At 59.9% G+C, this 24,838-nt stretch carries 23 protein-coding genes; 17 read left to right on the plus strand and 6 right to left on the minus strand.

The window, feature by feature from the left end:
* Positions 1-53: 53 nt before the first annotated feature.
* Genes GOX66_RS09700 through GOX66_RS09730 form a run of 7 tightly spaced genes read left to right on the plus strand, consistent with a single transcriptional unit; the run spans position 54 to position 8,749 of the window.
* Entirely contained in the window at positions 54-2,510 is a 2,457-nt protein-coding gene (locus GOX66_RS09700) for an FAD-dependent oxidoreductase (RefSeq protein WP_170762052.1), read from the plus strand.
* Positions 2,507-3,589 carry an alcohol dehydrogenase family protein gene (locus GOX66_RS09705; protein ID WP_237212556.1) on the plus strand — a complete coding sequence of 361 codons (1,083 nt, stop codon included), beginning with the start codon at positions 2,507-2,509 and terminating at the stop codon, positions 3,587-3,589. Before GOX66_RS09700 ends, GOX66_RS09705 begins: the two co-directional genes overlap by 4 nt.
* Positions 3,586-4,164: a dimethylsulfonioproprionate lyase family protein gene (locus GOX66_RS09710; protein WP_170762054.1), complete on the plus strand. Its 579-nt coding sequence runs from the start codon at positions 3,586-3,588 to the stop codon at positions 4,162-4,164. Before GOX66_RS09705 ends, GOX66_RS09710 begins: the two co-directional genes overlap by 4 nt.
* Positions 4,161-5,267: a mandelate racemase/muconate lactonizing enzyme family protein gene (locus tag GOX66_RS09715; protein ID WP_170762056.1), complete on the plus strand. Its 1,107-nt coding sequence runs from the start codon at positions 4,161-4,163 to the stop codon at positions 5,265-5,267. The genes GOX66_RS09710 and GOX66_RS09715 overlap by 4 nt, the downstream gene beginning before the upstream one ends.
* Complete coding sequence (locus GOX66_RS09720; protein WP_170762058.1) at positions 5,264-6,370, plus strand: mandelate racemase/muconate lactonizing enzyme family protein; 1,107 nt, start codon at positions 5,264-5,266, stop codon at positions 6,368-6,370. Before GOX66_RS09715 ends, GOX66_RS09720 begins: the two co-directional genes overlap by 4 nt.
* The gene (locus GOX66_RS09725) at positions 6,367-7,470 is read left to right on the plus strand and encodes a mandelate racemase/muconate lactonizing enzyme family protein (protein WP_170762060.1); all 1,104 of its coding nucleotides are present in this window, start codon (positions 6,367-6,369) and stop codon (positions 7,468-7,470) included. Before GOX66_RS09720 ends, GOX66_RS09725 begins: the two co-directional genes overlap by 4 nt.
* A gap of 1 nt (position 7,471) precedes the next feature.
* The gene (locus tag GOX66_RS09730) at positions 7,472-8,749 is read left to right on the plus strand and encodes an aspartate aminotransferase family protein (protein ID WP_170762062.1); all 1,278 of its coding nucleotides are present in this window, start codon (positions 7,472-7,474) and stop codon (positions 8,747-8,749) included.
* 231 nt (positions 8,750-8,980) lie between these two features.
* On the opposite strand, the gene hemC is transcribed toward GOX66_RS09730, so the two are convergent.
* A complete protein-coding gene (gene hemC / locus GOX66_RS09735; protein ID WP_170762064.1) occupies positions 8,981-9,940 on the minus strand; it encodes a hydroxymethylbilane synthase in 960 nt (319 codons plus the stop codon).
* Between the two features lie 107 nt (positions 9,941-10,047).
* On the opposite strand from hemC, the gene hemE reads away from it, so the two are divergent.
* Positions 10,048-11,082: a uroporphyrinogen decarboxylase gene (gene hemE / locus GOX66_RS09740; RefSeq protein ID WP_170762066.1), complete on the plus strand. Its 1,035-nt coding sequence runs from the start codon at positions 10,048-10,050 to the stop codon at positions 11,080-11,082.
* Here the strand turns inward: hemE and GOX66_RS09745 are convergent.
* On the minus strand, positions 11,079-12,173 hold the full coding sequence (locus GOX66_RS09745; protein ID WP_170762068.1) for a CaiB/BaiF CoA transferase family protein: 1,095 nt from the start codon (positions 12,171-12,173) through the stop codon (positions 11,079-11,081). The two genes, hemE and GOX66_RS09745, sit on opposite strands and share 4 nt — an antisense overlap.
* 251 nt (positions 12,174-12,424) lie before the next feature.
* Between GOX66_RS09745 and GOX66_RS09750 the strand changes: the two genes are divergently transcribed.
* The 6 genes from GOX66_RS09750 to uvrC all read left to right on the plus strand — a co-directional run bounded on the left by GOX66_RS09750 (position 12,425) and on the right by uvrC (position 19,121).
* On the plus strand, positions 12,425-13,354 hold the full coding sequence (locus GOX66_RS09750) for an ABC transporter ATP-binding protein (protein WP_170762069.1): 930 nt from the start codon (positions 12,425-12,427) through the stop codon (positions 13,352-13,354).
* The gene (locus GOX66_RS09755) at positions 13,351-14,112 is read left to right on the plus strand and encodes an ABC transporter permease (RefSeq protein ID WP_170762071.1); all 762 of its coding nucleotides are present in this window, start codon (positions 13,351-13,353) and stop codon (positions 14,110-14,112) included. Before GOX66_RS09750 ends, GOX66_RS09755 begins: the two co-directional genes overlap by 4 nt.
* Positions 14,113-14,226: 114 nt before the next feature.
* Complete coding sequence (locus GOX66_RS09760; protein ID WP_170762074.1) at positions 14,227-15,024, plus strand: S49 family peptidase; 798 nt, start codon at positions 14,227-14,229, stop codon at positions 15,022-15,024.
* A gap of 168 nt (positions 15,025-15,192) precedes the next feature.
* On the plus strand, positions 15,193-16,155 hold the full coding sequence (locus GOX66_RS09765) for a calcium/sodium antiporter (protein WP_170762075.1): 963 nt from the start codon (positions 15,193-15,195) through the stop codon (positions 16,153-16,155).
* Positions 16,156-16,176: 21 nt separating this feature from the next.
* Complete coding sequence (locus GOX66_RS09770; protein ID WP_170762077.1) at positions 16,177-16,956, plus strand: SDR family oxidoreductase; 780 nt, start codon at positions 16,177-16,179, stop codon at positions 16,954-16,956.
* Between the two features lie 290 nt (positions 16,957-17,246).
* Positions 17,247-19,121, plus strand: a complete 1,875-nt coding sequence (gene uvrC / locus GOX66_RS09775; protein ID WP_170762079.1) for an excinuclease ABC subunit UvrC — start codon at positions 17,247-17,249, stop codon at positions 19,119-19,121.
* Here the strand turns inward: uvrC and GOX66_RS09780 are convergent.
* The gene (locus GOX66_RS09780; RefSeq protein WP_170762081.1) at positions 19,118-20,002 is read right to left on the minus strand and encodes a DMT family transporter; all 885 of its coding nucleotides are present in this window, start codon (positions 20,000-20,002) and stop codon (positions 19,118-19,120) included. The two genes, uvrC and GOX66_RS09780, sit on opposite strands and share 4 nt — an antisense overlap.
* 188 nt (positions 20,003-20,190) lie before the next feature.
* Here GOX66_RS09780 and pgsA point away from each other — a divergent pair, with 188 nt between their 5' ends.
* From pgsA to GOX66_RS09795, 3 genes are read left to right on the plus strand one after another with little or no spacing between them, the layout of a single operon-like run.
* Positions 20,191-20,859 carry a CDP-diacylglycerol--glycerol-3-phosphate 3-phosphatidyltransferase gene (gene pgsA / locus GOX66_RS09785; protein ID WP_170762084.1) on the plus strand — a complete coding sequence of 223 codons (669 nt, stop codon included), beginning with the start codon at positions 20,191-20,193 and terminating at the stop codon, positions 20,857-20,859.
* Positions 20,860-20,862: 3 nt separating this feature from the next.
* A complete protein-coding gene (gene moaD / locus GOX66_RS09790; RefSeq protein ID WP_170350738.1) occupies positions 20,863-21,108 on the plus strand; it encodes a molybdopterin converting factor subunit 1 in 246 nt (81 codons plus the stop codon).
* Between the two features lie 4 nt (positions 21,109-21,112).
* Positions 21,113-21,556: a molybdenum cofactor biosynthesis protein MoaE gene (locus GOX66_RS09795; RefSeq protein ID WP_170762086.1), complete on the plus strand. Its 444-nt coding sequence runs from the start codon at positions 21,113-21,115 to the stop codon at positions 21,554-21,556.
* Positions 21,557-21,568: 12 nt separating this feature from the next.
* Here the strand turns inward: GOX66_RS09795 and GOX66_RS09800 are convergent, their stop codons facing one another.
* From GOX66_RS09800 to ubiA, 3 genes are all read right to left on the minus strand, one after another.
* A complete protein-coding gene (locus GOX66_RS09800; protein ID WP_170327275.1) occupies positions 21,569-21,889 on the minus strand; it encodes a hypothetical protein in 321 nt (106 codons plus the stop codon).
* 1 nt (position 21,890) lies between these two features.
* Positions 21,891-23,810 (minus strand): OmpA family protein, encoded by a 1,920-nt coding sequence (locus tag GOX66_RS09805; RefSeq protein WP_170762088.1) that lies wholly within the window; start codon positions 23,808-23,810, stop codon positions 21,891-21,893.
* A gap of 64 nt (positions 23,811-23,874) precedes the next feature.
* Positions 23,875-24,837, minus strand: coding sequence for a 4-hydroxybenzoate octaprenyltransferase (ubiA, locus tag GOX66_RS09810; RefSeq protein WP_170762090.1), 963 nt, complete (start codon positions 24,835-24,837; stop codon positions 23,875-23,877).
* Position 24,838: the final 1 nt, after the last annotated feature.

Raw genomic sequence — 24,838 nt, forward strand, 5'->3', positions numbered from 1 at the left:
AATTGTGGAATTAGCCTGTCGAGCAGAAACGCGACTCGGGAAGAGGAAAAATCATGTCCGGGAACGAACTGCCGTCACATGCCCGCGTGGTGATCGTGGGCGGAGGTGTCATGGGGGTCGGTCTGGCCTATCATCTGGCGCATGAAGGGTGGGGCGAGGATACTGTCCTGCTGGAAAAGGCTGAACTGACCAGCGGCAGCACCTGGCATGCGGCAGGGCAGATCACACATTCAACATCGAGCTTTGGGCTGGGCAAATGTGTGGACTACAACATTGGTTTGTATTCAGGTGCGCTTGAGGCAGAGACCGGCCAGCCGGTGACATGGCATGGCTGCGGATCGTTCCGACTGGCCTATATTGAGGATGAGATGGACTGGTTGCGCCACACCCTGTCCGTTGGTCGCTCGCTTGGGTTCAATATCGAATTAGTCGGCCCCGAAAAGGTGGCGGAGCTGCACCCGTTCTACAATCTCGACGGCGTGTTGGGCGCGCTGCATACGCCCGACGATGGCCATGTGGACCCGACCAACGTCACCATGGCGATGGCAACTGGCGCGCGTCAAAAGGGTGTGCGCATCTTCCGCAACTGCCGGGCCACCAACATTACGCAGGTCGGCAATGGCGAATGGGTAGTAGAGACCGAACAGGGCACCATAACTTGTGAGCATGTGGTGAACGCGGGCGGCACCTATGCCCGTCAGATGGGCGAATGGTCGGGGCTACAACTGCCCATGACTTCGATGACCCACCATTACTTCGTGACCGAGCCGGTGCCGGAGTTCCAGTACCTGGACACCGAACTGCCGGTGATCCGCGATGACCGCAAAGTCTCGGGCTATATCCGGATGGAGCAGCAGCGCGGACTAATCGGGATTTACGAAAAAGAGAACCCGAACTCGGTCTGGCATGATCATTGCCCCTGGGAATACGAAAACTGGTTGTTCGATGCGGACTACGACCGGGTGATGCCGTGGCTTGAAGAAAGCCTGAACCGGATGCCGATCTTTGCTGAACTGGGCATTCAACGCGACGTACATGGCGCGATTTCGCATCCCCCCGATGGCAACCCGTTGATCGGCCCTGCGCCGGGTGTTCGGAACTATTGGTGCTGTTGCGGAACGCAGATCGGCATCGGCTGGGGGCCAGGTCTGACCCGTGAGCTGGCGCGCTGGATGGTGCATGGGGCGGCGGATATTTCGATGCGCGAATTCGACCCGCGCCGGTTTGGGGCGTATGCCAACAAGGACTGGCAGGTGATCAAGGCTGAGGAAGACTACTGCCTGCGTCACGAAATCCCCTTTCCGCATTTCAATCGCCTGGAAGGCCGTCCGATCAAGTCGTCGCCGCTGTATGAACTGCTGAACTCCAAAGGCGCGGTGCATGAGGAGGTGTATGGTTTTGAGCGCCCCCGCTGGTTCGCACGGGACGGGGTCGAACAGCGCGATCACTATTCCTTCCGTCGCACACCGGCAGACGACATCGTCGCAGCTGAGGTCAAAGCGGTCCGCGAACGCGTCGGTATCATGGATGTCACCGCTTTCACCAAGGTCGAGGTCTCTGGCCCGGACGCCTATGCCCTGCTGGACCGGTTGACCGCCAACCGGATGCCGCAAAAGGTGGGCTCGATCACACTGACGCATATGCTGAACCGACGCGGGCGGATCGAATTGGAGACGACGATTGTCCGCATGGCCGAGGACCGCTTCTATCTGGTCTGTGCAGCTTTCTTTGAACAGCGCCTACTGGATCATCTGGCACACCAGTGCGCTGATGAGGATGTGCAGATCACCGCGCTGTCCGCCGACTGGTCGGCCCTGTCGCTGAATGGCCCCCGATCGCGCGACGTCTTGTCCCGCTGCACCGATGCGGATTTGAGCAATGCCGGTTTCCGCTGGCTGTCGGCGCAGGAAATCACCATCGCGGGGCACAAGGTCTGGGCCTTCCGCATGTCCTATGCCGGGGAACTCGGCTGGGAGCTGCACATGCCCAACGGCGCCTGTCTTGACGTCTACAACGCGCTTTGGGCTGCGGGTCAGTCGCATGGGATCACCGACTATGGCAGCTTTGCCATGAACGTGATGCGGATGGAGAAGGGCTTCAAAGGTGCGGGTGAGTTGACCAACGAGGTCACTCTGGCCGAGGCTGATGTGCTGCGCTTTGCCCGTACAGACAAGGAGTATCTGGGCAAGGACAAGACCTTGAATTCTGATCTGCCCTGGATCTGCGCCTATCTGGAAATCGAACCGGATGGCGAGGTCGATGGCCATGGCGGCGAGGCGGTCCTGCTGGACTGCTGTGTCGTGGGCTCGACTGCCTCGGTGGCCTTTAGCCACACGGTCGGCAAGATCCTGGCCTTTGCCTACATCAATCCCGAGGCCTCCGAAGCCGGAACCGAGTTGGAGGTCGTGATCCACGGCAAACCCCGCGCGGCCCGTGTTCTGGGCGAACCGGCCTATGACCCCGAAAGCCTGCGGCCCCGCACCGACGCCATTTTGGAGACCGCGGTATGAGCCTGCCCGACACGATGAAAGCCATGGTCACGATGGGCCATGGCGGCTTGGAACAGATGGTGCTGCACAAGAACTGGCCGCGCCCTGAACCCGCCGCCGGAGAGGTTCTGATCAAGGTTGCCGCCTGTGGTCTGAACAACACCGACGTCAATACGCGGTCGGGCTGGTACTCGAAAACCGTGACCGACGCGACGACCGGCGGAGCGTTCGAGGAAGTCGGTGACGAGGACCCAACCTGGGGCGGCGCGCCGATCACTTTCCCGCGTATTCAAGGGGCCGACATCTGCGGGCACATCGTGGCCGTGGGCGAAGGCGTGGATAGAGTTCGTATCGGAGAACGCGTCATCACCGACGGCTGGCTGCGCGACCCCAGCGATCCGGACAACAAGGACAAGACCGGCTATTTCGGCTCGGAACGGGATGGCGGGTTCGCGGAATACGCCACAACGCTGGCCGTAAATGCCGTACCGATCAACTCGGGCTTGTCGGATGCGGAACTGGCGACGTTTTCCTGTTCGTATTCCACCGCCGAGGGGATGCTGACCCGTGCCGCTGTGACTGACAAGGACACGGTTTTGGTCCCCGGTGCCTCTGGTGGCGTTGGCGGTGCGCTGGTGCAATTGGCAAAGCGCCGGGGCGCTCGCGTGATTGCACTGGCGTCCGAGGCGAAGCACGCCGATGTGGCCGAGCTTGGCCCCGACATGATTCTGCCCCGCGCGCCCGAGAACCTGCGTGCGGCGCTGGGCCCTGAACAGATCACCGTGGTCGCGGACGTGGTCGGCGGCCCCTATTGGCCGAACCTGATCGACATACTGGAACGGGGCGGGCGCTATACCTGCTCGGGCGCGATTGCCGGGCCGATGGTCGAGTTCGACCTGCGGACCTTTTACCTGCGCGACCTGACATTCACCGGATCAACGGTGATCGACCCGCAGGTGATGCAAAACCTCGTGAAATACATCGAAGCAGGTGAGATCAAACCCGCCCTTGCCGCGACTTACCCACTTGAGAAGCTGCGCGAGGCGCAGGCGGCATTCATCGCCAAAAAGCACACCGGAAACATCGTGGTGACCCCATGACAATGGACGACGTATTGGAGGCCGCGCGGCAACTTCATCTTGGCCATCCCGATCTTTCAGGCTTTGGCGCGTGGCCTTCGGATCTGACGTCGACGGGGCTGCAGCCAAGCCCGACTCCCGCAACAGATCTCGTGCAGGAATTCGACGTTGAAGGCAGTAACCGAACCGATGCGCTGACCCAGGCGATCAAGGCAACCGCGCATCTGGCCCATTGGAAACACACCTATACGGAAGAAGAGGTCGGCGCGGATTTCCTCAACCGCTATGGGTATTACGAGCTGTTCGGCCCGACTGGACATTTCCATTCGACCCAGCTGCGTGGCTATGTGGGTTATTGGGGGGCTGCTCTGAATTATGACTGGCACAGCCATCAGGCAGAAGAGATGTATCTGACCCTTGCAGGTGGTGCGTTGTTCAAGGTTGAAGGCGACGTGACCTACGTGGGTACCGATCAGACACGTATGCACAAAAGCTGGCAGAGCCACGCGATGGTCACGACGGATCAGCCGATCCTGACGTTCGTATTGTGGCGGGGCGAGGGCATGGGTGATTTGCCCAGAATGGATGCCGCATGAAGATTACCCGGATCCGAATATACCAGGCCGGTCTGCCCTATGTTGGCGGCGCTTATGTCTGGGGTGCGGGCAATGCGATTGAAACGGCGATTGCGTCGGTAGTCGTGATCGACACCGACGCAGGCTTGCAGGGATGTGGCGAATTCACGCCCTGCGGTGAAAACTACATGATGGCCCATTCCGAAGGTGTGCCCGCGCTGGCGCGTCTGGTGGCACCATCGCTGCTGGGCGAAGACCCGCTACAGGTGGGTCGGATCGAACAGTTGATGGACCATCTGGTTCAGGGGCATGGCTATGCCAAGGCACCGTTCGATGCGGCGTGCTGGGACATTTTCGGGCAGGCCTGCGCTCAGCCGGTCTGGATGCTGCTGGGCGGCAAGCTGACCGATGGCGCGCCGATGTACCGGGTCGCGCCGCAAAAGGCGACCGATGAGACCATCGCCGAGATGAACCGCTATCGGGATCAGGGCTATCGCCAGTTCCAGATCAAGGTCGGTAGCGATTGGGCCAGCGACATTGACCGGATACGCACCACTGTGCCGCTGCTGAATACGGGTGAGAAAGCGATGGCGGACGCAAATCAGGGCTGGCGTGTGGACAATGCAATCCGGGTGGCCCGGGCGACGCGGGATCTGGATTTCATTCTGGAACAGCCCTGCCGCACCTATGAGGAATGCCAACAGGTGCGTCGCGTGGCCGAACAACCGATGAAGCTGGATGAATGTGTAACCGGTATGCACGTGGCTCAACGGATCGTTGCGGATCGGGGGGCCGAAATCTGCTGTCTGAAAATCTCCAATCTCGGCGGTCTCAGCAAGGCACGGCGGGTGCGGGACTATCTGGTCGAAAACCGCATTCCCGTCGTCAGCGAAGATACGTGGGGCGGAGAAATAACCACTTCGGCCGTCGCGCATTTCGCCGCGTCTACGCCGTCGGAATACCTGCAGGGCACGACCGATCTGATGAATTACAACACCTGCTCAACTGGAATCGGCGGGCCGATGTCGCAGGATGGCAAGCTTTATGCGTCCGACTTGCCTGGATTAGGTGTGACCCCTGATTTCGAAAGTCTCGGTGCGCCGGTGGCGGAGTATGCATTATGAAGATCAAAACCATCACAGTTCACCAAGTCGACCTGCCGCTGGAGCATCCCTATTGGCTGTCCGGTGGACGGTTGAAATTTGAGACCCTCGACGCGACAATTGTGAAGATCGAAACCGATACGGGTCTGGTCGGCTGGGGAGAGGGCACCCCCTGGGGGCACACTTACGTCCCCGCGCATGGGCCGGGTATTCGGGCGGGCATTCAGACGATGGCACCGTTCATCCTTGGCCTTGATCCGCGCCGGGTCTTGGATGTCGAACGTGCGATGGATATCGCTTTGCCGGGGCATCTTTATGCCAAAAGCCCCGTCGATATGGCGTGCTGGGATATTGCTGGTCAGGCGGCGGGCTTGCCGATCGCCGACCTGATGGGGGGCGGATCGCGGACGCCGCGACCGATTGCATCCTCGGTCGGTGCCAAGACCGTGGAAGAAACCCGCGATGTGATGGAGCGGTATCGCAGCCGCGGCTATGTCGCGCATTCAGTGAAGATCGGCGGCGACGTGGAACGCGACATTGCCCGCGTGCGGGATGTCGAAAGCACCCGGCGACCCGGTGAGATTGTCCTTTATGACGTAAATCGCGGCTGGACCCGACAGCAGGCTCTGCGGGTGATGAGCGCCTGTGAGGACCTCAACGTCATGTTCGAGCAACCGGGCGAGACGCTGGATGACATCGCCGCGATTTCCGACCGGCACGCTTCCCCCGTTTCTGTGGATGAAAGCCTTGTGACATTGCAGGACGCCGCTCGGATTGCCCGCGACGGGCTGGCCGAAGTGTTTGGGATCAAATTGAACCGCGTCGGCGGTCTGACCAAGGCAGCGCGGATGCGGGATATCGCACTGGCGCACGGGATAGATATGTTCGTGATGGCCACGGGCGGCTCGGTTCTGGCCGATACTGAGGCGCTGCATCTGGCCGCGACCATCCCGGATGACAATTGCCACGCCGTCTGGGCCTGTCAGGACATGATCACCGTCGATATCGCCGGCGGTCGCGGGCCGCGCAACATCGACGGGCATCTGCACCTGCCGGAAACACCGGGTCTTGGTGTGCAACCGGACGAAGACACTCTGGGCGATCCGGTTGGAGTTTACGGATGAAGATCAACAGGATAATGCTGTGGTCTGTCGACCTGACCAGCCATGAGACCTATCACATGGCCGAAGGCAAGACCTGCGCGACCGTGACATCTCATATCCTGTGTCTTGAGACGGACAAAGGCCTGAAAGGATGGGGCGAGGTCTGTCCGATTCCTCATTACCTGCCTGCCTTTGCCGACGGTGTGCCCGCGGCAGTGGCCGAGATGGGGCCGGAGGTTCTTGGCATGTCGCCGTTCGGTGTCGATGCGCCGATGCGCAAGCTCGACGGCTTTCTGCAGGGCCACCCTTATGCAAAATCCATCGTCGATATAGCGCTGTGGGATCTGTTCGGGCGGGCCTCTGGCCTGCCGGTCTATGCGCTGTTGGGTGGGCGCACGCGGAAGGACATGCCGCTTTATCATTCGATCACCTGTATCGCGCCCGAAGACATGGCCCGGATTGCCAAGACCGCTTACCAGACCGGCATTCGTCAGTTTCAGGTCAAACTGGGCGTCGAAGGCGACTGGCAGGCCGATGCGGAACGACTTATCAAAGTGCGTGAGGCCGTTGGGCCGGGGCCTTTGGTCTATGGCGACTGGAATTGCGGCGCTTCGCGGTTGCAGGCCACGCGCACCGGGCGGGCCGTGGCGCATCTGGATGTCATGCTGGAACAGCCTTGTAAAACAATCGAAGACTGCGCCGCCGTCAGGCAGGCGACCGGGTTACCGATGAAGATCGACGAAAACGCCTTTGATCTGGCTTCGCTGATGCAAGCGCACGCTCTGGGTTGCATGGATGCTGTGGCGCTGAAACTGTCGAAGTTTGGCGGGTTGTCCGCCATGCGCCGGGCGCGGGATCTGACCGTGCATCTGGGGGCCGAAATTTGTGCCGAATGCACTTGGGGGTCAGATATCGTCACCGCCGCCTCTTTGCATTTCGCGGCCTCGACCCCGCATGGGTCACTGCTGAACACCTGTGATCTGTCGTCTTATGTGTCTCCGCGCGTCTGCCCGGACGCACAAAACCGTGAAAATGGCCGGATTGCCCCGCCCGAAGGTCCGGGTTTAGGTGTTGACCCGGACCCGGAGGTTCTGGGCTCCCCAATATTGGAGATCGTTTGAGATGCTGAAAATCAAGACTCAATCCGAATGGATCGCCCGCGCGAACGAGGTTCTGCCCGCCGGAGGGTTTGGCAATTTCGATCCCGGCATCATCATTGCCCGTGGCGAAGGAAGCAGGGTCTGGGATGAAGACGGCAACGAATATGTCGATTACCTGATCGGGTCCGGCCCCATGTTGCTGGGTCATGGCCATCCCGAGGTGATGGAGGCTGTGCTGGAGCAACTGCCAAAGGGCATGACGTTTTTTGCAAATAACAGCAAAGGCATAGAACTGGCCGAGGCCATTGTGGACGCCGTACCCTGTTGCGAGCAGGTGCGCTTCGTCGCCTCGGGTGGCGAGGCCGATATGTACGCGATCCGTCTGGCCCGCGCCTATACCGGGCGCAACAAGATCCTGAAATTCGAAGGCGGCTATCACGGGATGAGCGCCGAGGCGCAGATGAGCCTTGCCCCCAGCCGTCAGGTCAATTTCCCGCAGGCGGTGCCGGACAGCGCCGGTATCCCCGAAAGCGTGGCCGAGCAGATGCTGATCGCGCCGTTCAATGATCTGGAGGCGGTCGAGAACCTGCTGGCCGAACATGATGACATTGCGGCAATCATGGTCGAACCGTTGCAGCGTATCGTTCCGCCCCGGCCCGGATACCTGCTTGGCCTGCGCGACCTGTGCGACAATCATAATGTTCTGCTGATCTTTGATGAGATCGTTACCGGGTTCCGCCTCGCCTATGGCGGCGCGCAGGAAAAATACGGCGTCACGCCTGATATCTGCACTCTGGGTAAAATTATCGGCGGCGGCTTCCCTCTGGCTGCGACAGGCGCAAGTGCCGAGATCATGAAACACTTCGACAAGGCGCAGGTCGGCGAGGAAGGCTGGCTGATGCAATTGGGCACGTTGTCGGGCAATCCTGTGGCCTCGGTTGCGGGTTTGAAAACCATGGAGGTTTTGCGGCGTGACGGGGTCTACAATCAGCTCCGTGCGACGGGGGCGGCATTGCAGCAGATGCAGACGGAAGCGCTGTCCAAAGCCGGTATTCCGCATCAGATCTGTGGGGACGAAACACTGTTCGACATCTATTTCACGGACGCACCCTGCCGCGACTACCGAAGCGCCAGACACGATGACCCGAAACGTGGTGAGGTTTACAACGGTACGTTGCGCTCCGAAGGAATCTTCAAAGCCCCCGGCAAACTCTACCCGTCTCTGGCGATCACGGATTCGGACCTCGATCAAACCCGGGACGCAGTCGAAAAGGCTGTTCGTGTGATCAGCGCGGCCTGAGTTAAACTGAAGAAGAAAAAACAATCGGGCCGCTGTCAAACCCTGACAGCGGCCCTTACCGATTGGAGTTCCTGGTTAAGTCTCGCCCCCTCGAATACCACTTACAAGAACGAACAGACAAAAAAACCTTCGACATTTTCGAGACCAACCCGACGTCTCAATCGGTATGCCTCTTTAATGCCTGATCTGAGCCCGCTCGACAGTGAAGCAGTTCACATTACACAAATTTTTTCAATTTCTCCAATCGAAGAAACCGGGGCCGGCTTTTTGCAACAGCGTTTCAGCCATTGCGCGGCCCATTTCAGCCCCGTCGGCGATCGCGCCGGTGACGTCCTCGGCGATCGACTCGGATCCGTCTGGGCGCAGCACTTCACCGCGCAGGCGCAGCTGCCCGGCCTGAATTTCGGCCAGCCCGGCAATAGGGGTTTCGCACGAGCCATCCAACGCAGCCAGCAGCGCTCGCTCGGCAGTCAGCCGCCGACCTGTTTCAGCATGGTGGATCGCCTCGAGCATTCCCGCAGCACGGGAATCACTGCTGCGGCGTTCGATGCCGATGGTGCCCTGTGCGATGGCGGGCAATACGTCTTCCACGGGAATCGCAGTTGCCGGTACATCCTGCATGTTCAGGCGTCGGATGCCCGCCATGGCCAGGAAGGTGCAATCCGCCACGCCATCGGCCAGTTTCTTCAGGCGTGTCTGCACATTGCCGCGGAACTCGACAACTTTCAGGTCCGGACGGCGGTTCAGCAACTGCGCCCTGCGGCGCAGCGATGACGTCCCCACCACCGCTCCCTGCGGCAGATCGTGGATTGATTTCAGGCTGGGTGAGATGAAAGCATCGCGCACGTCCTCGCGCGGCAGGAACGTGTCCAGCACCAGACCCTCGGGCTGTTCCACCGGCATGTCCTTGGTCGAATGCACGGCGATATCGATTTCGCCACGCAGCATCGCCTCTTCGATTTCCTTGGTGAACAGACCCTTGTTGCCGATCTCTTTCAGCGGGCGGTCCGCGTCGATCATGGCGCGGTTGTCGCCGGTGGTCTTGATCACAACGATCTCGAACGCGTCTTCGGGCAGATCAAAGGCGGCGCCCAGCCGTTGGCGGGTTTCATAGGCTTGCGCCAGCGCCAGAGGCGAACCACGGGTGCCGATCTTCAGCGGTGAGGCGGGTGTGGGCAGGGTCAGTGTCATGCGCACAGCTTTAGTCGCGTCACATTGCCCTGACAATGGGGGCATGGCTTGACAAATTGCCGCCGAAGGCAGACCCGTTGCGACAAACCAGACGATTGGGGGCAAATATGGCCGAGACAAAGAAACTGCTGCGGGCGCTGGCGGGTGAGGTACAGGATGTGCCGCCGATCTGGATGATGCGTCAGGCCGGGCGGTATCTGCCGGAATACCGGGCAACGCGGGCGCAGGCAGGTGATTTTCTGTCCTTGTGCTATAACCCGGAACTCGCCGCCGAAGTGACCTTGCAACCGATCCGTCGCTATGGGTTCGACGCGGCGATCCTGTTCGCCGATATCCTGCTGGTGCCACAGGCGCTTGGCGCGGATTTGTGGTTCGTCACCGGCGAAGGCCCGCGCCTGTCGACCATCACGCAGCAATCCGAATTCGACGCGCTGAAGCCGGTCGAGGACATCCACGAGACCCTGTCGCCGGTCTATGAAACAGTGCGCATCCTGTCTCGGGAATTGCCGTCCGAGACCACGCTGATCGGGTTCGCAGGCGCACCGTGGACAGTTGCCACCTATATGATCGCCGGACGCGGCACACCGGATCAAGGACCAGCCCATGCACTGCGCGAAGGGAATGTGGCTCTGTTTGAGTCTCTGCTGGATCGGATCACGCTGGCGACGATCGAATACCTCTCGGCCCAGATCGAGGCCGGCGCCGAAGTGGTCAAGATCTTCGACAGCTGGGCCGGGTCGCTGAAAGGCGAGGCGTTCCGGAAATACGCGCTCGAGCCGTGCCGTGTGATCACGCAGGCGATCAAGGAGCGCCATCCTGGCATCCCCGTGATTGGCTTCCCGCGCGAAGCAGGGGATGGCTATATCGGTTTTGCCAAAGCCACCGGCGTGGATTGCGTGGCGCTGGACAATTCGGTTTCACCGGAATGGGCGGCCGAGCATGTGCAGGCGGACGGTTGCGTTCAGGGCAATCTGGCTTCGTCGCATATGGTGACGGGTGGACAGGCTCTGGTGGACGAGACGCGCCGGATTGTGGACGCGTTCTCCAAAGGGCCGCATATTTTCAATCTCGGTCACGGGATCACTCCGGATGCGGACCCCGAAAACGTTCAGCTGATGATCGACACGGTGCGCAACCGCTAGGTTTGGGATTGCGCATCAAGCTCATTCAAAATGTCCTGCGTGTGCTCACCGCGGTGCGGGCTTGGTTTGGGCTGCCAGATCTGGTTTGAGAAGCGCGGCGCGGCGGCGGCCTGAAGCGTACCATCAAGGTTGACCCAGGTCTGACGCGCCGTGTTCATCGCGTGTTTATGCGCCTCTGAGGGGCTCAGTACGGGCGCAACGCAGCCGTCGGATCCTTGGAACAGGTCCGCCCAGTGGTCGCGGGACTTGCTGGCAAAGATATCCGTCAGGCGTTGTGTGAGGGCGGGCCAGACGGCACGGTCGTATTGCTTTTGGAATTCGGGATCGTCTGACAACCCCAGTTTCTGCAGAAACCGTGCGTAGAATTTGGGCTCGAGGCATTGCACCGTCACGAACCCCCCATCGGCGCAGGTGTAGGTGCGGCTCCAATGAGGGCCATCCAGCAGGCTTTGGCCACGCATATCCGACAGGTTGCCGGTTTGGCGCATGCTCATGAGCAGGTTCATCATGTGGGCCGAGCCGTCATAAATGGCCGCATCCACGACAATACCCCTGCCGGATTTTTGCGCGTTGAGAAGACCGGCAAGAATGCCCGCGACCAGATACATGGCACCGCCGCCGATATCGCCCACCAGCGTAGCCGGGGTTTGTGGAGCCTGATCCGGGGTGGATGCGTACCAAAGCGCCCCGGACAAGGCGATGTAATTCAGGTCATGCCCGGCGGTATCGGACAGCGGGCTGTCCTGCCCCCAGCCGGTCATGCGGCCGTAGACCAGTTTCGGATTCAGGTCGTGACAGATGTCGGGGCCAAGGCCCAGTTTCTCCATCACGCCGGGGCGGAACCCTTCGATCAGTGCATCGGCCGAGGCGACCAGTCGTCTGGCGATGCCCAGATCGGCAGCATTTTTCAGGTTCAGGTCAATCGACCGCTTGCCACGATCCAGAACGGACTGTTCCGGCATGCCGGGCACTGCAGCCTGACCTTTGCGATGGATGGTGATGACATCCGCCCCCAAATCCGCCAACAACATGGCCGCGAAGGGACCGGGCCCCAATCCTTCGACTTCGATAACCCGTATGCCGTTCAGCATTTTGCCCCTCCGCTTTTTGGTGCAGGTTTTCGGGGTGGCCGATGAATTGCAAGAGCGGATTTAGGCCGCTGGCAAGAAACTGATGCGGTTCCTGGCGACCTGATGAGAACAGCGAACGAGAGGAAGTACGCGTCACCAAGGTCAGACGTCCTCTGGTTTCTCTCCACAAAAAAGCGCAGGGGAATGTGCGGAAATGACCTGTTCTGCGCCGGTTGTGCGGGGTAGGGTCGCCGGCAGAACAGGGAAATTGCATGACGACCATTCTCTCTATCAAGGATCTGCGCAAATCTTATGCCGATGGGTTCGAGGCGCTAAAAGGCGTGTCGCTGGAAATCGAGCAAGGGGAAATCCTGGCGCTGCTGGGGCCGAACGGTGCAGGAAAGACGACGCTGATTTCGACGGTTTGCGGCATCACAACACCAACTTCGGGCAAGGTGACGGTCGGTGGCCACGATATTCAGACCGATTTCCGCGCCGCGCGCCGGATGATCGGTCTGGTGCCGCAGGAAATTGCGCTGGAACCGTTTGAAAAGGTCTGGAACACGGTTCGCCTGTCGCGCGGGCTGTTCGGATTGGGCCGCGACAACGCCAGGATCGAAGAGATTCTGCGCAAGCTGTCCCTGTGGGACAAACGCAAGAACGCAATCAAGGAACTGTCCGGCGGCATGAAGCGCCGGGTGTTGATCGCCAAGGCGCTGGCGCATGAGCCGCGGGTGCTGTTTCTGGACGAACCAACCGCTGGTGTTGATGTCGAATTGCGCAAGGACATGTGGGAGATCGTCGCCGAGCTGAAACAGGCCGGTGTCACCATCATCCTGACCACCCATTACATTGAAGAGGCCGAAGCCATCGCTGACCGCGTCGGTGTTATCGACAAGGGCGAGCTGCTGCTAGTTCAGGACAAAGATATCCTGATGGCGCAGATGGGTAAAAAGCAGATTGAGGTTATGCTGACCGAGCCGATCTCGGCCATCCCCCCATGCCTTTCTGAGCATAACCTGTCTTTGAACGGAAACGGGGATGCGCTGGTTTACACCTACGACACTCATGCCGAGCGCACCGGGATCACTACGTTGCTGAACGATGTTGCGCAGGCGGGGCTTGTGTTGCGCGACGTCCAGACCCGGCAGTCGAGCCTTGAGGAAATTTTTGTCAATCTCGTGTCCGGAGAGCCAGCATGAACTGGTCCGCCATCGCCGCCATATACCGGTTCGAAATGGCCCGGTTTTTTCGCACCCTTGCGCAGAGTTTCCTTTCGCCGGTCTTGTCCACGTCCCTGTATTTCGTGGTGTTCGGCACAGCCATCGGCAGCCGAATCCAAGAGATCGAAGGTGTTTCCTACGGGGCGTTCATCGTGCCGGGCCTGATCATGTTGTCGGTGGTGATGCTGGCGATCTCGAACGCGTCTTTCGGCATCTATTTCCCCAAGTTTCTGGGCACGATTTACGAATTGCTGTCCGCTCCGGTGAACTTTATCGAAATTGTGATCGGCTATGTGGGCGCTGCGGCCACAAAGGCTTTGTTCGTGGGTATTGTGATCCTGATCACGGCCAGTTTCTTTGTGGAATTACGGATCGAACACCCTCTAGCGATGATGGCCTTTCTGGTTTTGACCTGTCTCAGTTTTTCCTTGCTGGGGTTCATTATCGGCATCTGGGCCAGCAATTTCGAACAGATGTCGCTGATACCGCAGCTGGTGGTGACGCCGCTGATCTTTCTGGGCGGCACGTTTTATTCCATTTCGATGTTGCCGCCAGTCTGGCAGACCATCACGCTGTTCAACCCGGTGGTCTATCTGATCTCGGGTTTCCGGTGGTCGTTTTACGGGCTGGCGGACGTACCGATTGTCTTTAGCCTGCTGGCCATTCTGGCTTTTACAGGCCTGTGCCTGGGTATCATCGGTTGGATCTTCAAAACCGGTTGGCGCATCCGAAGCTAGGTGTCTGGCGGGCGTTGCATTTTTGCCCATCGCCCTCAGGAAATGTGTTCACGTCGCAACTAAGGGTCAAGCGGTCCCTTGTTTACTGGTTGGCTGCACTCTACATCGGCACCCATGAAACTCAGCCTGCCGTTTCTTAGCAAGCAACCTTGTGTGGCCGTTGTGCGCCTGTCCGGTGCCATCGGAATGGCGGGGCGTGCGTCGATGTCCGACATTGCCCTTGCCCCCGTGCTGGAGAAAGCCTTTCGCAAGGGCAAACCGGCCGCCATCGCGCTCGAAATCAACTCGCCCGGCGGATCGCCTGTGCAAAGTTCCCTGATCGGGGCCCGCATCCGGCGGTTATCGGAAGAACACAATGTCCCGGTTATTGCATTTGTCGAGGATGTGGCGGCTTCGGGCGGCTATTGGCTGGCTGCGGCAGCGGACGAGATTTTTGCCGATGACAGCTCGGTTCTTGGGTCGATTGGCGTGATCTCATCGGGTTTCGGCGCCCACGTCCTGCTGAAACGGCAGGGGATCGAACGGCGCGTGCACACGGCGGGGCAATCTAAATCCATGCTGGACCCGTTCGCGCCGGAAAAGAAAGAGGATGTCGAGCGGCTGGAACGCCTGCTGGCCGATATCCACGAGAATTTCATCACTCATGTCAAAACCCGGCGCGGATCAAAGCTGGACGAAAGCCAGGATTTGTTCACCGGTGAGATCTGGCTGGCCAGGCGTGCTCAGGAGCTGGGCCTGATCGACGGCATTGCGCATCTGAAACCGAAAATGCAGGAGCGTTTCGGCGAAAAGGTCAAATTCCGCCGTTATGGCCTGCGAAAACCCCTCTGGTCGCGGTTTGGTACGTCGCTGGCGCAGGACGCGATAGCCGGGTTCGAGGAGCGCGCAGCCTATGCGCGTTTCGGTTTGTGACGTGATTATCAAGATCGTTACCCTGTTTCTGATCGCCATGGGGGTCCTGGCGATGTTCGGCAAGCTGCGCTTTCCGGGGCAGAAACGGTTGCAGTCATCAAGATGTCCACGCTGCGGGCGCTTCAGGATCGGTAAAGGTCCCTGTGCCTGCGAAAAAGGAGGCCGCACATGACGGCATGGCTGTTATCCGGCCTTGGATTGCTGATCTTGTTGCTGGCAGGCGATGCGTTGGTGCGCGGCGCGGTGAACCTGAGTCTGCGTCTGGGTGTACCTGCACTGATCGTCAGTTTGACGATTGTGGCCTTTGGTACCTCTGCGCCCGAGCTGCTGATCGCGATCAGCGCGATCAAGGAAAACGCGCCGGGTATTGCCCTGGGAAACGTGGTCGGGTCGAACACCGCGAATATCCTGCTGGTTCTGGGCTTGCCGGCTTTGCTGGCGACACTGCACACCAGCGAATGCAACAGCCGAAAGAACTACATCTTCATGCTGCTGGCCTCGGTTCTGTTTATCGGGTTGGCTTTCTGCGGTGTTTTCAACCTGTTCAGCGGTGCCATTTTGCTGGCCGCGCTGAGCCTTGTCCTGTGGAACGCTTTCCGCGAGGCCCGTGCTCATCGCAAAGCCTGTGGTGCGGCCTGCGTGGATGACGACGAACTGGACGGCCTGGAAGAGGCCGATCCGGACATGCCCTACTGGAAAGTCTCGATCTATCTGGTTCTCGGGCTGATTGGCCTGCCGATGGGCGCGCACCTTCTGGTCGATAACGCAACGATCATCGCGCGCACTTATGGCGTCAGCGAAACGGTGATTGGCTTGACCCTGATCGCGGTTGGGACGTCTCTGCCGGAACTGGCAACGACCGTGATGGCGGCACTGCGCCGGCAGGCGGATGTGGCGCTGGGCAACGTGATCGGGTCGAACATGTTCAACTTGCTGGCCATTGTCGGTATTGCAACGCTGTTTGGCAGCATTCCCGTTGATCCGGAGTTTCTGCACTTCGACCTGTGGGTCATGCTGGGCGCGTCTCTGCTGCTGATCCCGTTTGTGTTCTTCAAAAGGGATATCACACGCGGCTGGGGCTTGCTGTTGACACTTCTGTATGCAGTCTACGTCATCTCATTGCTGGCGTGAATTGACTGAGGGAGAGGTTTGATGACCCGAGCATTAGTGACCGGTGCCGGAATTCGCCTTGGCCGGGCTATGGCTCTTTATCTGGCGGGTCGCGGCTATGACGTTGCGGTTCACTATGCCACGTCGCGGCAACCGGCACTGGACACCGTGGCCAAGGTTCAGGATCTGGGGCCCAACGCGGTCGCGTTGCAGGCCGATCTTCTGGATGAGGCTGAAGTGGAAAGCTTGCTGCCCCGCGCAGCCGAAGCACTGGGCGGCCCGATAACCTGCCTGGTGAACAATGCCTCGGTTTTTGAATATGACAACATCCACACGGCCACCCGGCAAAGCTGGGATCGTCATCTGGACAGCAATCTGCGCGCGCCATTCGTGCTGACACAGGCCATGGCTGTGCAGGGGTTGGAGCCGGAGACCGACGAGGCAGGCGAACCAGTGGCCACCGGCTTGATCGTCAATATGGTCGATATGCGGGTACGCAAGCTGACGCCCGAGTTCATGTCTTACACCATCGCCAAAATGGGCTTGTGGGCGCTGACACGCACCACAGCACAGGCGTTGACACCTGCGATCCGCGTCAATGCAATCGGCCCCGGACCGACAATTCAAGGCCACCGACAAAGTGAGGCGCACTTTAAGGCTCAACGCGCGAATACCGTGTTGGAGCGCGGGGCGAACCCTTCGGATATCACTGCCGCTTTGGGTTATTTTCTGGACGCACATGCCGTCACAGGACAGCTTTTATGCGTGGACGGGGGGCAGCATCTGGGCTGGCAGACACCTGACGTTCAGGGCGTAGAATAGGTAAAACCGGTGCAAGTTTTGCACCGCTCTCAATTCCGTTACCTGCGCGTTACAAAATTGTCTTTTTTTTCATATACTTGTCTTGTGTATGAAAAAATATTGTTTAAAATCAACGCACTAATGTACTGCCTAATTTTTGTGCAAATCATAGAATCCTTAATGAATTAAGGGGATTTCGCCATGTTCAGAAACTTATCTGCACAGTTATCCACAGAAACCGTGGATTTGTTTTCTCTTGATCTGAGGCGCACAAGATTGCAGCCAAGGTCAGAGAATCATATCTCTGGCCCATGACCGCCCACAACGAATCGACTTCGGACACACAGCCCGCGGGATATGCCTGTATTCAGCGCTATGTGAAGACGCTGGACAGCTCGCCCGGTGTGTATCGGATGCTGGATAGCGACAGCCGGGTTCTGTATGTCGGCAAGGCGCGGAACCTGAAAGCGCGGGTATCGAACTATGCGCGTCCGGGTCACTCGGGTCGGATCGAGCGGATGATCGCCGCAACGGCCTCGATGATGTTTCTGACCACACGGACCGAGACTGAGGCTCTGCTGCTCGAGCAGAACCTGATCAAGCAGCTCAAGCCGAAATACAACGTGCTTCTGCGCGACGATAAGAGTTTTCCCAATATTCTGGTCGCCAAGGATCACGCATTCCCTCAGATCAAAAAACACCGCGGAGCCAAGAAAGAGAAGGGGGCTTACTTTGGTCCGTTTGCCAGTGCAGGCGCGGTGAACCGGACGCTGAACCAGCTCCAAAAGGCCTTCCTGTTGCGCAACTGTTCGGATTCCATGTTCGACAGCCGGACGCGGCCTTGTCTGCTGTACCAGATCAAGCGTTGTTCGGGGCCGTGCGTCGGATTGATCTCCGAGGCCGACTATCGCGAAAGCGTCCGGGATGCGGAGCGGTTCCTTTCGGGCCGTTCGACCAAGGTACAGGAAGAGCTGGCCGAACAGATGATGGCCGCGTCCGAGGCGATGGAATTCGAACGCGCTGCCGGCCTGCGTGACCGAATCCGGGCGCTGACGCAGGTGCAGACCTCGCAAGGCATCAACCCGCGCGGCGTCGCCGAGGCGGACGTGATCGGTCTGTATATGGACAGTGGGCAGGCCTGTGTTCAGGTGTTCTTCATCCGTGCCAATCAGAACTGGGGCAATAAGGATTTCTACCCGCGTGTAGGCCCGGACGTGTCGGCCGCCGAAGTGATGGAGGCGTTCCTCGGCCAGTTCTACGACAACAAGGAACCGCCCCGTCAGCTGATCCTGTCGGATGCTATCGAAAACGCCGATTTGATGCAGGACGCGCTGACTGAAAAGGCGGGCCGCAAGGTGGAAATCCTGGTGCCTCAGCGCGGAGAAAAGCAGGAATTGATCGCCGGAGCCCTACGCAACGCGCGTGAATCACTGGCGCGGCGCATGTCGGAAAGTGCCACGCAGGCCAAGCTGCTGCGCGGTGTGGCGGATGCATTTGATCTCGACGGCCCGCCGGGCCGGATCGAGGTCTACGACAACTCTCATATTCAGGGCACCAATGCGGTGGGTGGCATGATCGTGGCTGGCCCCGAAGGCTTCATGAAGAACGCCTATCGAAAATTCAACATCCGTGGCGATGACCTTACCCCCGGTGATGATTTCGGCATGATGAAAGAGGTGCTGACCCGACGCTTTACTCGCCTGCAAAAGGAAGATCCGGACCGGGAAAAGGGGCTATGGCCCGACCTGTTACTGATTGACGGCGGCGCGGGGCAGGTCAGTGCAGTACATGAGATCATGCAGGTGCATGGGGTCGAGGATATCCCGATGGTCGGCGTCGCCAAGGGCGTCGACCGCGACCACGGTAAGGAAGAATTCCACCGTATCGGCCAGCGCCCCTTTGCCCTGAAACGCAACGATCCGGTTCTGTATTTTATCCAGCGTCTACGGGACGAGGCGCACCGCTTTGCCATCGGCACCCACCGCGCGAAACGGGCCAAGGCGGTTGGCGCAACGCCACTGGACGAAATCCCCGGAGTTGGGGCCGCGCGCAAACGCGCTTTGCTGACGCATTTCGGCAGCGCCAAGGCGGTCAGCCGGGCCAATCTGGCTGATCTGAAAGCGGTCGATGGAATTTCCGCCGGGCTGGCGCAGAAGGTTTATGACTTCTTCCACGACAAGGGCTAGGCCCGCCGCCCGCGCCACAGGATATAAAGACCCGAGGCGACGATCAACGCGCTGCCGATCCACATTGTCTGGTCAAGCCTCTCGCCAAACAGAACCACACCCAGCCCGATACCGAACAGCAGGCGCGAATACCGGAACGGAGTGACGGCAGAAACCTCGCCCGTCCGCATTGCTTTCATCAATGAGGCATAGGCGATGGTGCCCATGAGGATAGCTCCGGCCATGTGCAGGCTGGTAAGCGAAGTCAGTGGCGCAAGGGGCACCCCTTCCCAAAACCGGTAAGCCAGCCCAGCGACCACGATGCAGAGAAAGCCATAGAAGCCCAGCACTTCGGTGCCTAGCGTCGCAGGAGCCGCGCGGCTGGCCAGATCTCGACCGGCAAAGCCCAGCATTCCCAGCACGGCCAGGATGGACAGGACCGAGAAACTGTCTCCGGTCGGTTGAATGATGACCACGACGCCGATCAGGCCGACCAGAATGGCACTCCACCGCCGCCAGCCGACGGTCTCGCCAAAGAACAGGGCCGCGCCAGCAACCACGACAAGTGGTGTGGCCTGCAGGATCACCGTGGCCGAAGACAAGGGCGTCAGTGCGATGGCCAGCACATAGAACAGCCGCCCGAGGATTTCGAACACCACCCGGACCTGCATTGGGCGCGACAGCACGTCTGGTTGAAACAACTGTGTCTCACGCAATAGGGCCACTGCCGCAAAGATCGCCGCCCCGCCTGCGCCAAACAACACCAGAACCTGCCAGATCGGCAGGGTTGCAGCCGCGCTTTTCAGCAGGGCATCCTCAAGCGCGAACAAGGCCATGGCGGCGATCATCCAGGCGCTGCCGATCAGGTTTGACCTTGGGTCGGTTTGAATATGTGATGTCATCTTGCGCAGTCACTCTCGGGCGGGGCCGCCCGCCAATCTGACCGCAAAGCGGTCGCGCGCCAAGATGTATCTGGCTGAGAGCTTCCAGTTGCGACCCTTTGACCATCGGCGTTGCAACTGCCTGTGATCGGGTCAGTTTTTTGCCCCGCTGTCTTTTCTGTCCCGAACCGGCGATGTAGTGTCGCCTCATGAAGTGGAACCTGCCCAATATTCTGACCGTCCTGCGCCTGTTGGCTGCACCTGGTCTTGCCGTGATGTTTCTGTATTTCACCCGCCCCTATGCGGATTGGTTTGCCCTGATCCTGTTCCTGACGGCCGCGATCACCGATTGGTTCGATGGTTATCTGGCGCGCGCGTGGAAACAGGAAACCAAGATCGGGGCCATGTTGGACCCTATTGCAGACAAGGCGATGGTGGTGATCGCGCTGATGATCCTTGTGGGCTATTCAGCCGAACACTGGACGCCATGGCTGGTCTTGCCTGCCACGGTTATCCTGTTCCGCGAGGTCTTTGTTTCGGGGCTGCGCGAATATCTGGGCGATGTGGCCGGGACGCTGAAAGTGACGAAGCTGGCCAAATGGAAAACCACCGCGCAGATGGTGGCGATCGCCATTCTGTTTTCGCAGGGGATTTTCGAGCATCATTTTGTGATGGGTTCCTTCGGGATGGATGCCGAGACACTTGATCAGGTCCTGACAGGCCAAATCGAGGATATCGGTGGGCTGCGCTGGCACCTCGAAGGGATGTTCTGGTCCGGCCGGATCGGTCTGTGGCTGTTGTGGATTGCTGCCACCCTGACATTGATCACCGGCTACGACTACCTACGTAAAGCCATGCCCCATCTGAAGGAGAGCTAAGGGATGGACGTTCTGTATTTTGCCTGGGTGCGCGAGCGGATCGGCCTGCCGAAGGAACGGGTCGAGACCGATGCCGCCACCGTATCCGACCTGGTTGCCGAACTCAGCGCGCGCGAGGATCGCTATGCCGCGGCCTTTGCCGATCTGTCGGCGCTGCGCGTCGCGCTGGATCAGGAACTGTCGGATTTCGATGCCTCGCTGACCGGTGTACGCGAAGTTGCCTTTTTTCCGCCCATGACCGGTGGTTAAACCAATGCGCATCGCTGTTCAGGAAAAAGAGTTCGATCTGGGCGCCGAAGCCAACGCCTTCGCCGCAGGCAACGCGATCAACGGGGCCATCGTGACCTTTACCGGCGTAGTACGTGATCTGGCCTCGGGCAATCTGGATGTGATGGAGATCGAGCATTATCCGGGCATGACAGAACGCGCCCTGACCAAGATCGCACAGGAGGCGCAGGAGCGCTGGTCTCTGGGCGATGTGCTGGTTATCCACCGCCACGGACGACTGGCGCCGGGGGACCGGATCATGATGGTGGCAACGGCTGCGCGGCATCGCAAGGATGCGTTCGAAGCGGCGGAATACCTGATGGACTACCTGAAATCCCGCGCGCCGTTCTGGAAGAAAGAAATCACCTCATCGGGTGAAGAATGGGTCGCTGCCAGGGATGAGGACGAAGACGCGCTGACCCGGTGGTAACGCGGCGCGCGCTTAGTCGGCGTTGTTGATGCGTCCGCGCAATTCTTCGGCCTCTTGCCGGGCAGCACGCAAGCCGTCCATTGCGGCGGCCAGTTCGGCCTCGGCCTGAGTCAGCTGATTGGTCAGCTCGGCCTCGCGCTGTTGCAGATATGTAATCGCCTGATCGCGGGTTTCTTCGGCTTCGTGCAGCTCCTGGCTCATGCGGTCCAGATCGGCCACGTCGCTTTGGCGCACGCGCGACAGGCGATGGGCCAGCCAGTTGGCGAACCAGCCCATGCAGAAGGCCGCGAACAGGATGATGGCGGTGGCGATGATGAATTCGATTCGGTTCAACTTACTGGTCCCCTGCGTCCGCGTTTGAGGCGTCGGCATCTGTTGGTGCGTCTTCTGACGTCTCTGTTTCCGCTTCCATCGCCTCCAGCCCGGTTTCGGAATTGGCGACGGGTTCCGGCCGGATCAGCCGGAATTCGATGCGTCGGTTTTCCTCGCGGCCTTCTTCGGTGTCATTGTCGGCGATCGGCTGTGTCTCACCATAGCCGACGGCGGTATAGCTGGCGGTCGGAACGCGTCGTCCGCGCAGTTCGTTCAGGATGGATTGCGCCCGCGACTGGCTGAGCTGCTGGTTCATTTCCTCGCGGCCCTGGCTGTCGGTATGGCCCTGAATCTCGAGCCGGATCGGCCCGCATTCCCGCAGGATATCGGCAATCTGGTTTACAGTATCTCGCGAGTCGGCAGCGACTGTGGCTGACCCCGGTTCGAAGGCAATCTTTGAGCTGGCCTGAACCTCGGCGATACGTTCCTCGCAAACCTCGGGGTCAGGCAATTTGTCTTCCGGTTCGGGCGGCTCCTGAAAGGTGATCGACAGGGTATACTCCTGCGCGTCGCCCAGTTTCTCCGACAGAAGACCGGCAATGTATGCGCGGGTCTTGGGGTCATGGGTGACACCGCTGAGCACCAAATCGTCGGGCGTGACCGTCAGCGCCCCGTTGTGCAGTTGTGACAAAGCCTCAAGCCCTGTCAGGACGCGAACAGGCCAGTCGGCGGGCAGGTCCGGGGCGATTCTGGCAGCGGTGTGGACCTGCTCGGACCCGAAAGCTGCGCGGGCATAGCTGTCGACCATGTCGCGTAGGGTTTCGTCGCCCAGACGTCCGCGCATCTGCACCAGGCCTTCGGGGCTGCGTGTCACGGAAAACTCGGGCGGGCCGGTCTGCGTTTCGGTTTCAGGTTCCGGCAGGATGGCATGCAAGGCAAAGACCTCTGGCAGGGCGTTTTCAAGTTCGCCGATCACGCGGTCGAAGACCCCGGCCTCTGTTCCCGCGGCCGCTGCCAAAGTGATGTCGGCGTCCGAAATCGTGACAGACCCCTGACCGATTTCAGCCAAAGCACGTATACTCAGCGCGGCAGCTTCGGGCCAGCGGGGTGATGGAACCCCCAGACCGATTGTACAGGAATAGGGTTCCGTCAGGCTGGCGTCCTGCGCCGCCGCCACGATGGTTTCCCTGGCTTCTTCGTCTTGCGCGGAACAGGCATCGAAATTCCCGCCCTCTTCGTCGATCAGATAGCGCAGGGTAAAAGGTGTGATGACCGGGCGCGGGGCCGAGATCGAAAGGCCGATCCGCAGGCTGGGCGGCGCGGCGCGGGTCAGGCTCTGTTCCAGCTGTTCCTTTTCCTGCTGGCTGTCGGCAATCGCGGTGATCTTGACCAGCCCGGGGCTGGCCGAGATTTTGGCGCGCTGCAGGCGGTTCAGAGTTTCAACCGCATAGCTGATCGCGTCGTCCCATCCCTTGGGTTTGGGGTAATCGGCAGTCTCCATCAGATCGGACACAGGGCCGCCGCTATCCAGATCATTCAGCCGGTCCATCAACGCCTCGCGGTCTTCACTTGCCGGGATCAGGCCGATTATGGAAATCCCGCTGTCGTTGCGGAGAATTTCGGCAGAAAACCGGGGTGCGCTGAGCTGGCTCGTCGGAGCAACTTCCATTTCGTCAATCACGCGCGATGTATCGACTTCGGTTCCTGCCGCCGTCAGCGCGTTGAAACGGGTGGCTTCGTCAGTGGCGGTTCCCGTCAGGACCACACGCAGCCCGTCGGATTGCACCTCGGCCCAGTCATGCCCTTTGAGGTCCAGTGCACGCCGCACCGCGAATTCGGACGATTCTTCGACCTTTGTCACCGCGTAACTGGCCGCCAGCAGGCAAAGGCTCGCCGAAACGAGGAAAATCAGGGCAACGGCGAAGAAATAGGGCAGACGCATGTGCGGACTATCGACTCCTCAAGCGATTGTGCGAACTCTTACAGAGCCCCGCGCCGAGGTGCAATCAGAGCAGCAGGGCGACGCAAAGGAAGATCAGCGGAATAAGGCCTGTATCCCGGTTCGCGCGAAACAGTTGCAGCAGTTTCGCGTTGTCGTCGATGTCCAGCCCACGCAACTGCCACGCCATGTGCCAGCCCATTGCCCAGGGTCCGCCCAATGCGACGACCAGTGCGATGACCGAGGCCTGCGTTGTCGCGGCGTCAATGATAGCAAGCCCCATAAGAGCCACGGTGGCAACAAGGAAATATTTCAGCCAGCGTGCGGTATCGGTGCCGAACAGCCGGGCGGTGGATTTGATCCCGATCAACTCGTCATCTTCGGCGTCCTGATGGGCGTAGATCGTGTCGTAGAACAGCGTCCATGCGATGCCAGCGAGATACAGAATGACCGCCGGAGCGCCCACCGTTCCGGTATGCGCCGCCCAGGCCAGCAGGATGCCCCAGTTGAACGCCAGCCCCAGAAACACCTGCGGCCACCAGGTGAACCGCTTGGCATAGGGATAGATCGCGACGGGTAGCAAAGACAGCACGCCCATGGCGACGGCGGCTTGATTGAACGTCAGCAGAATCCCCAGTGCCAGAAGGCATTGCAGGCCCATCCAGACAGCGGCCTGACGAACGCTTACCTGACCGGACGGAATCGGGCGCGACCGGGTGCGTTCGACCTGACCGTCGAATTTCCGATCCGTGATGTCGTTCCACGTACAGCCTGCGCCGCGCATCAGAAACGCTCCGAACGCGCAGCCGAGGGCAATCCACAGATCCTCCCACCGCGGGCTGCCATCGCTGAGGATCGCCAGCGCCAGACCCCACCAGCAGGGAATAAGCAGCAACCACGTGCCGATGGGCCGGTCTGCACGGCTCAGGCGCAAATAGGGGCGCGCAAAAGCCGGGGCATGGGTGTCGACCCAATTACCGGTTACAGCATCAGCGACTTGACCATCTGGTGTTGGGGCATTGCCTTGCATA

Origin of the sequence: Ruegeria lacuscaerulensis, from assembly GCF_013031245.1 — a bacterium.
GTDB classification, from domain to species: Bacteria; Pseudomonadota; Alphaproteobacteria; order Rhodobacterales; family Rhodobacteraceae; genus Ruegeria; species Ruegeria lacuscaerulensis_C.

Excerpts from the sequence above, each read along its gene's own strand:
- GOX66_RS09700 (WP_170762052.1), top strand. The coding sequence starts at position 54 with ATGTCCGGGAACGAACTGCCGTCACATGCCCGCGTGGTGATCGTGGGC.
- GOX66_RS09705 (WP_237212556.1), top strand. The coding sequence starts at position 2,507 with ATGAGCCTGCCCGACACGATGAAAGCCATGGTCACGATGGGCCATGGC.
- GOX66_RS09710 (WP_170762054.1), top strand. The coding sequence starts at position 3,586 with ATGACAATGGACGACGTATTGGAGGCCGCGCGGCAACTTCATCTTGGC.
- GOX66_RS09715 (WP_170762056.1), top strand. The coding sequence starts at position 4,161 with ATGAAGATTACCCGGATCCGAATATACCAGGCCGGTCTGCCCTATGTT.
- GOX66_RS09720 (WP_170762058.1), top strand. The coding sequence starts at position 5,264 with ATGAAGATCAAAACCATCACAGTTCACCAAGTCGACCTGCCGCTGGAG.
- GOX66_RS09725 (WP_170762060.1), top strand. The coding sequence starts at position 6,367 with ATGAAGATCAACAGGATAATGCTGTGGTCTGTCGACCTGACCAGCCAT.
- GOX66_RS09730 (WP_170762062.1), top strand. The coding sequence starts at position 7,472 with ATGCTGAAAATCAAGACTCAATCCGAATGGATCGCCCGCGCGAACGAG.
- hemC (WP_170762064.1), bottom strand. The coding sequence starts at position 9,940 with ATGACACTGACCCTGCCCACACCCGCCTCACCGCTGAAGATCGGCACC.
- hemE (WP_170762066.1), top strand. The coding sequence starts at position 10,048 with ATGGCCGAGACAAAGAAACTGCTGCGGGCGCTGGCGGGTGAGGTACAG.
- GOX66_RS09745 (WP_170762068.1), bottom strand. The coding sequence starts at position 12,173 with ATGCTGAACGGCATACGGGTTATCGAAGTCGAAGGATTGGGGCCCGGT.
- GOX66_RS09750 (WP_170762069.1), top strand. The coding sequence starts at position 12,425 with ATGACGACCATTCTCTCTATCAAGGATCTGCGCAAATCTTATGCCGAT.
- GOX66_RS09755 (WP_170762071.1), top strand. The coding sequence starts at position 13,351 with ATGAACTGGTCCGCCATCGCCGCCATATACCGGTTCGAAATGGCCCGG.
- GOX66_RS09760 (WP_170762074.1), top strand. The coding sequence starts at position 14,227 with ATGAAACTCAGCCTGCCGTTTCTTAGCAAGCAACCTTGTGTGGCCGTT.
- GOX66_RS09765 (WP_170762075.1), top strand. The coding sequence starts at position 15,193 with ATGACGGCATGGCTGTTATCCGGCCTTGGATTGCTGATCTTGTTGCTG.
- GOX66_RS09770 (WP_170762077.1), top strand. The coding sequence starts at position 16,177 with ATGACCCGAGCATTAGTGACCGGTGCCGGAATTCGCCTTGGCCGGGCT.
- uvrC (WP_170762079.1), top strand. The coding sequence starts at position 17,247 with ATGACCGCCCACAACGAATCGACTTCGGACACACAGCCCGCGGGATAT.
- GOX66_RS09780 (WP_170762081.1), bottom strand. The coding sequence starts at position 20,002 with ATGACATCACATATTCAAACCGACCCAAGGTCAAACCTGATCGGCAGC.
- pgsA (WP_170762084.1), top strand. The coding sequence starts at position 20,191 with ATGAAGTGGAACCTGCCCAATATTCTGACCGTCCTGCGCCTGTTGGCT.
- moaD (WP_170350738.1), top strand. The coding sequence starts at position 20,863 with ATGGACGTTCTGTATTTTGCCTGGGTGCGCGAGCGGATCGGCCTGCCG.
- GOX66_RS09795 (WP_170762086.1), top strand. The coding sequence starts at position 21,113 with ATGCGCATCGCTGTTCAGGAAAAAGAGTTCGATCTGGGCGCCGAAGCC.
- GOX66_RS09805 (WP_170762088.1), bottom strand. The coding sequence starts at position 23,810 with ATGCGTCTGCCCTATTTCTTCGCCGTTGCCCTGATTTTCCTCGTTTCG.
- ubiA (WP_170762090.1), bottom strand. The coding sequence starts at position 24,837 with ATGCAAGGCAATGCCCCAACACCAGATGGTCAAGTCGCTGATGCTGTA.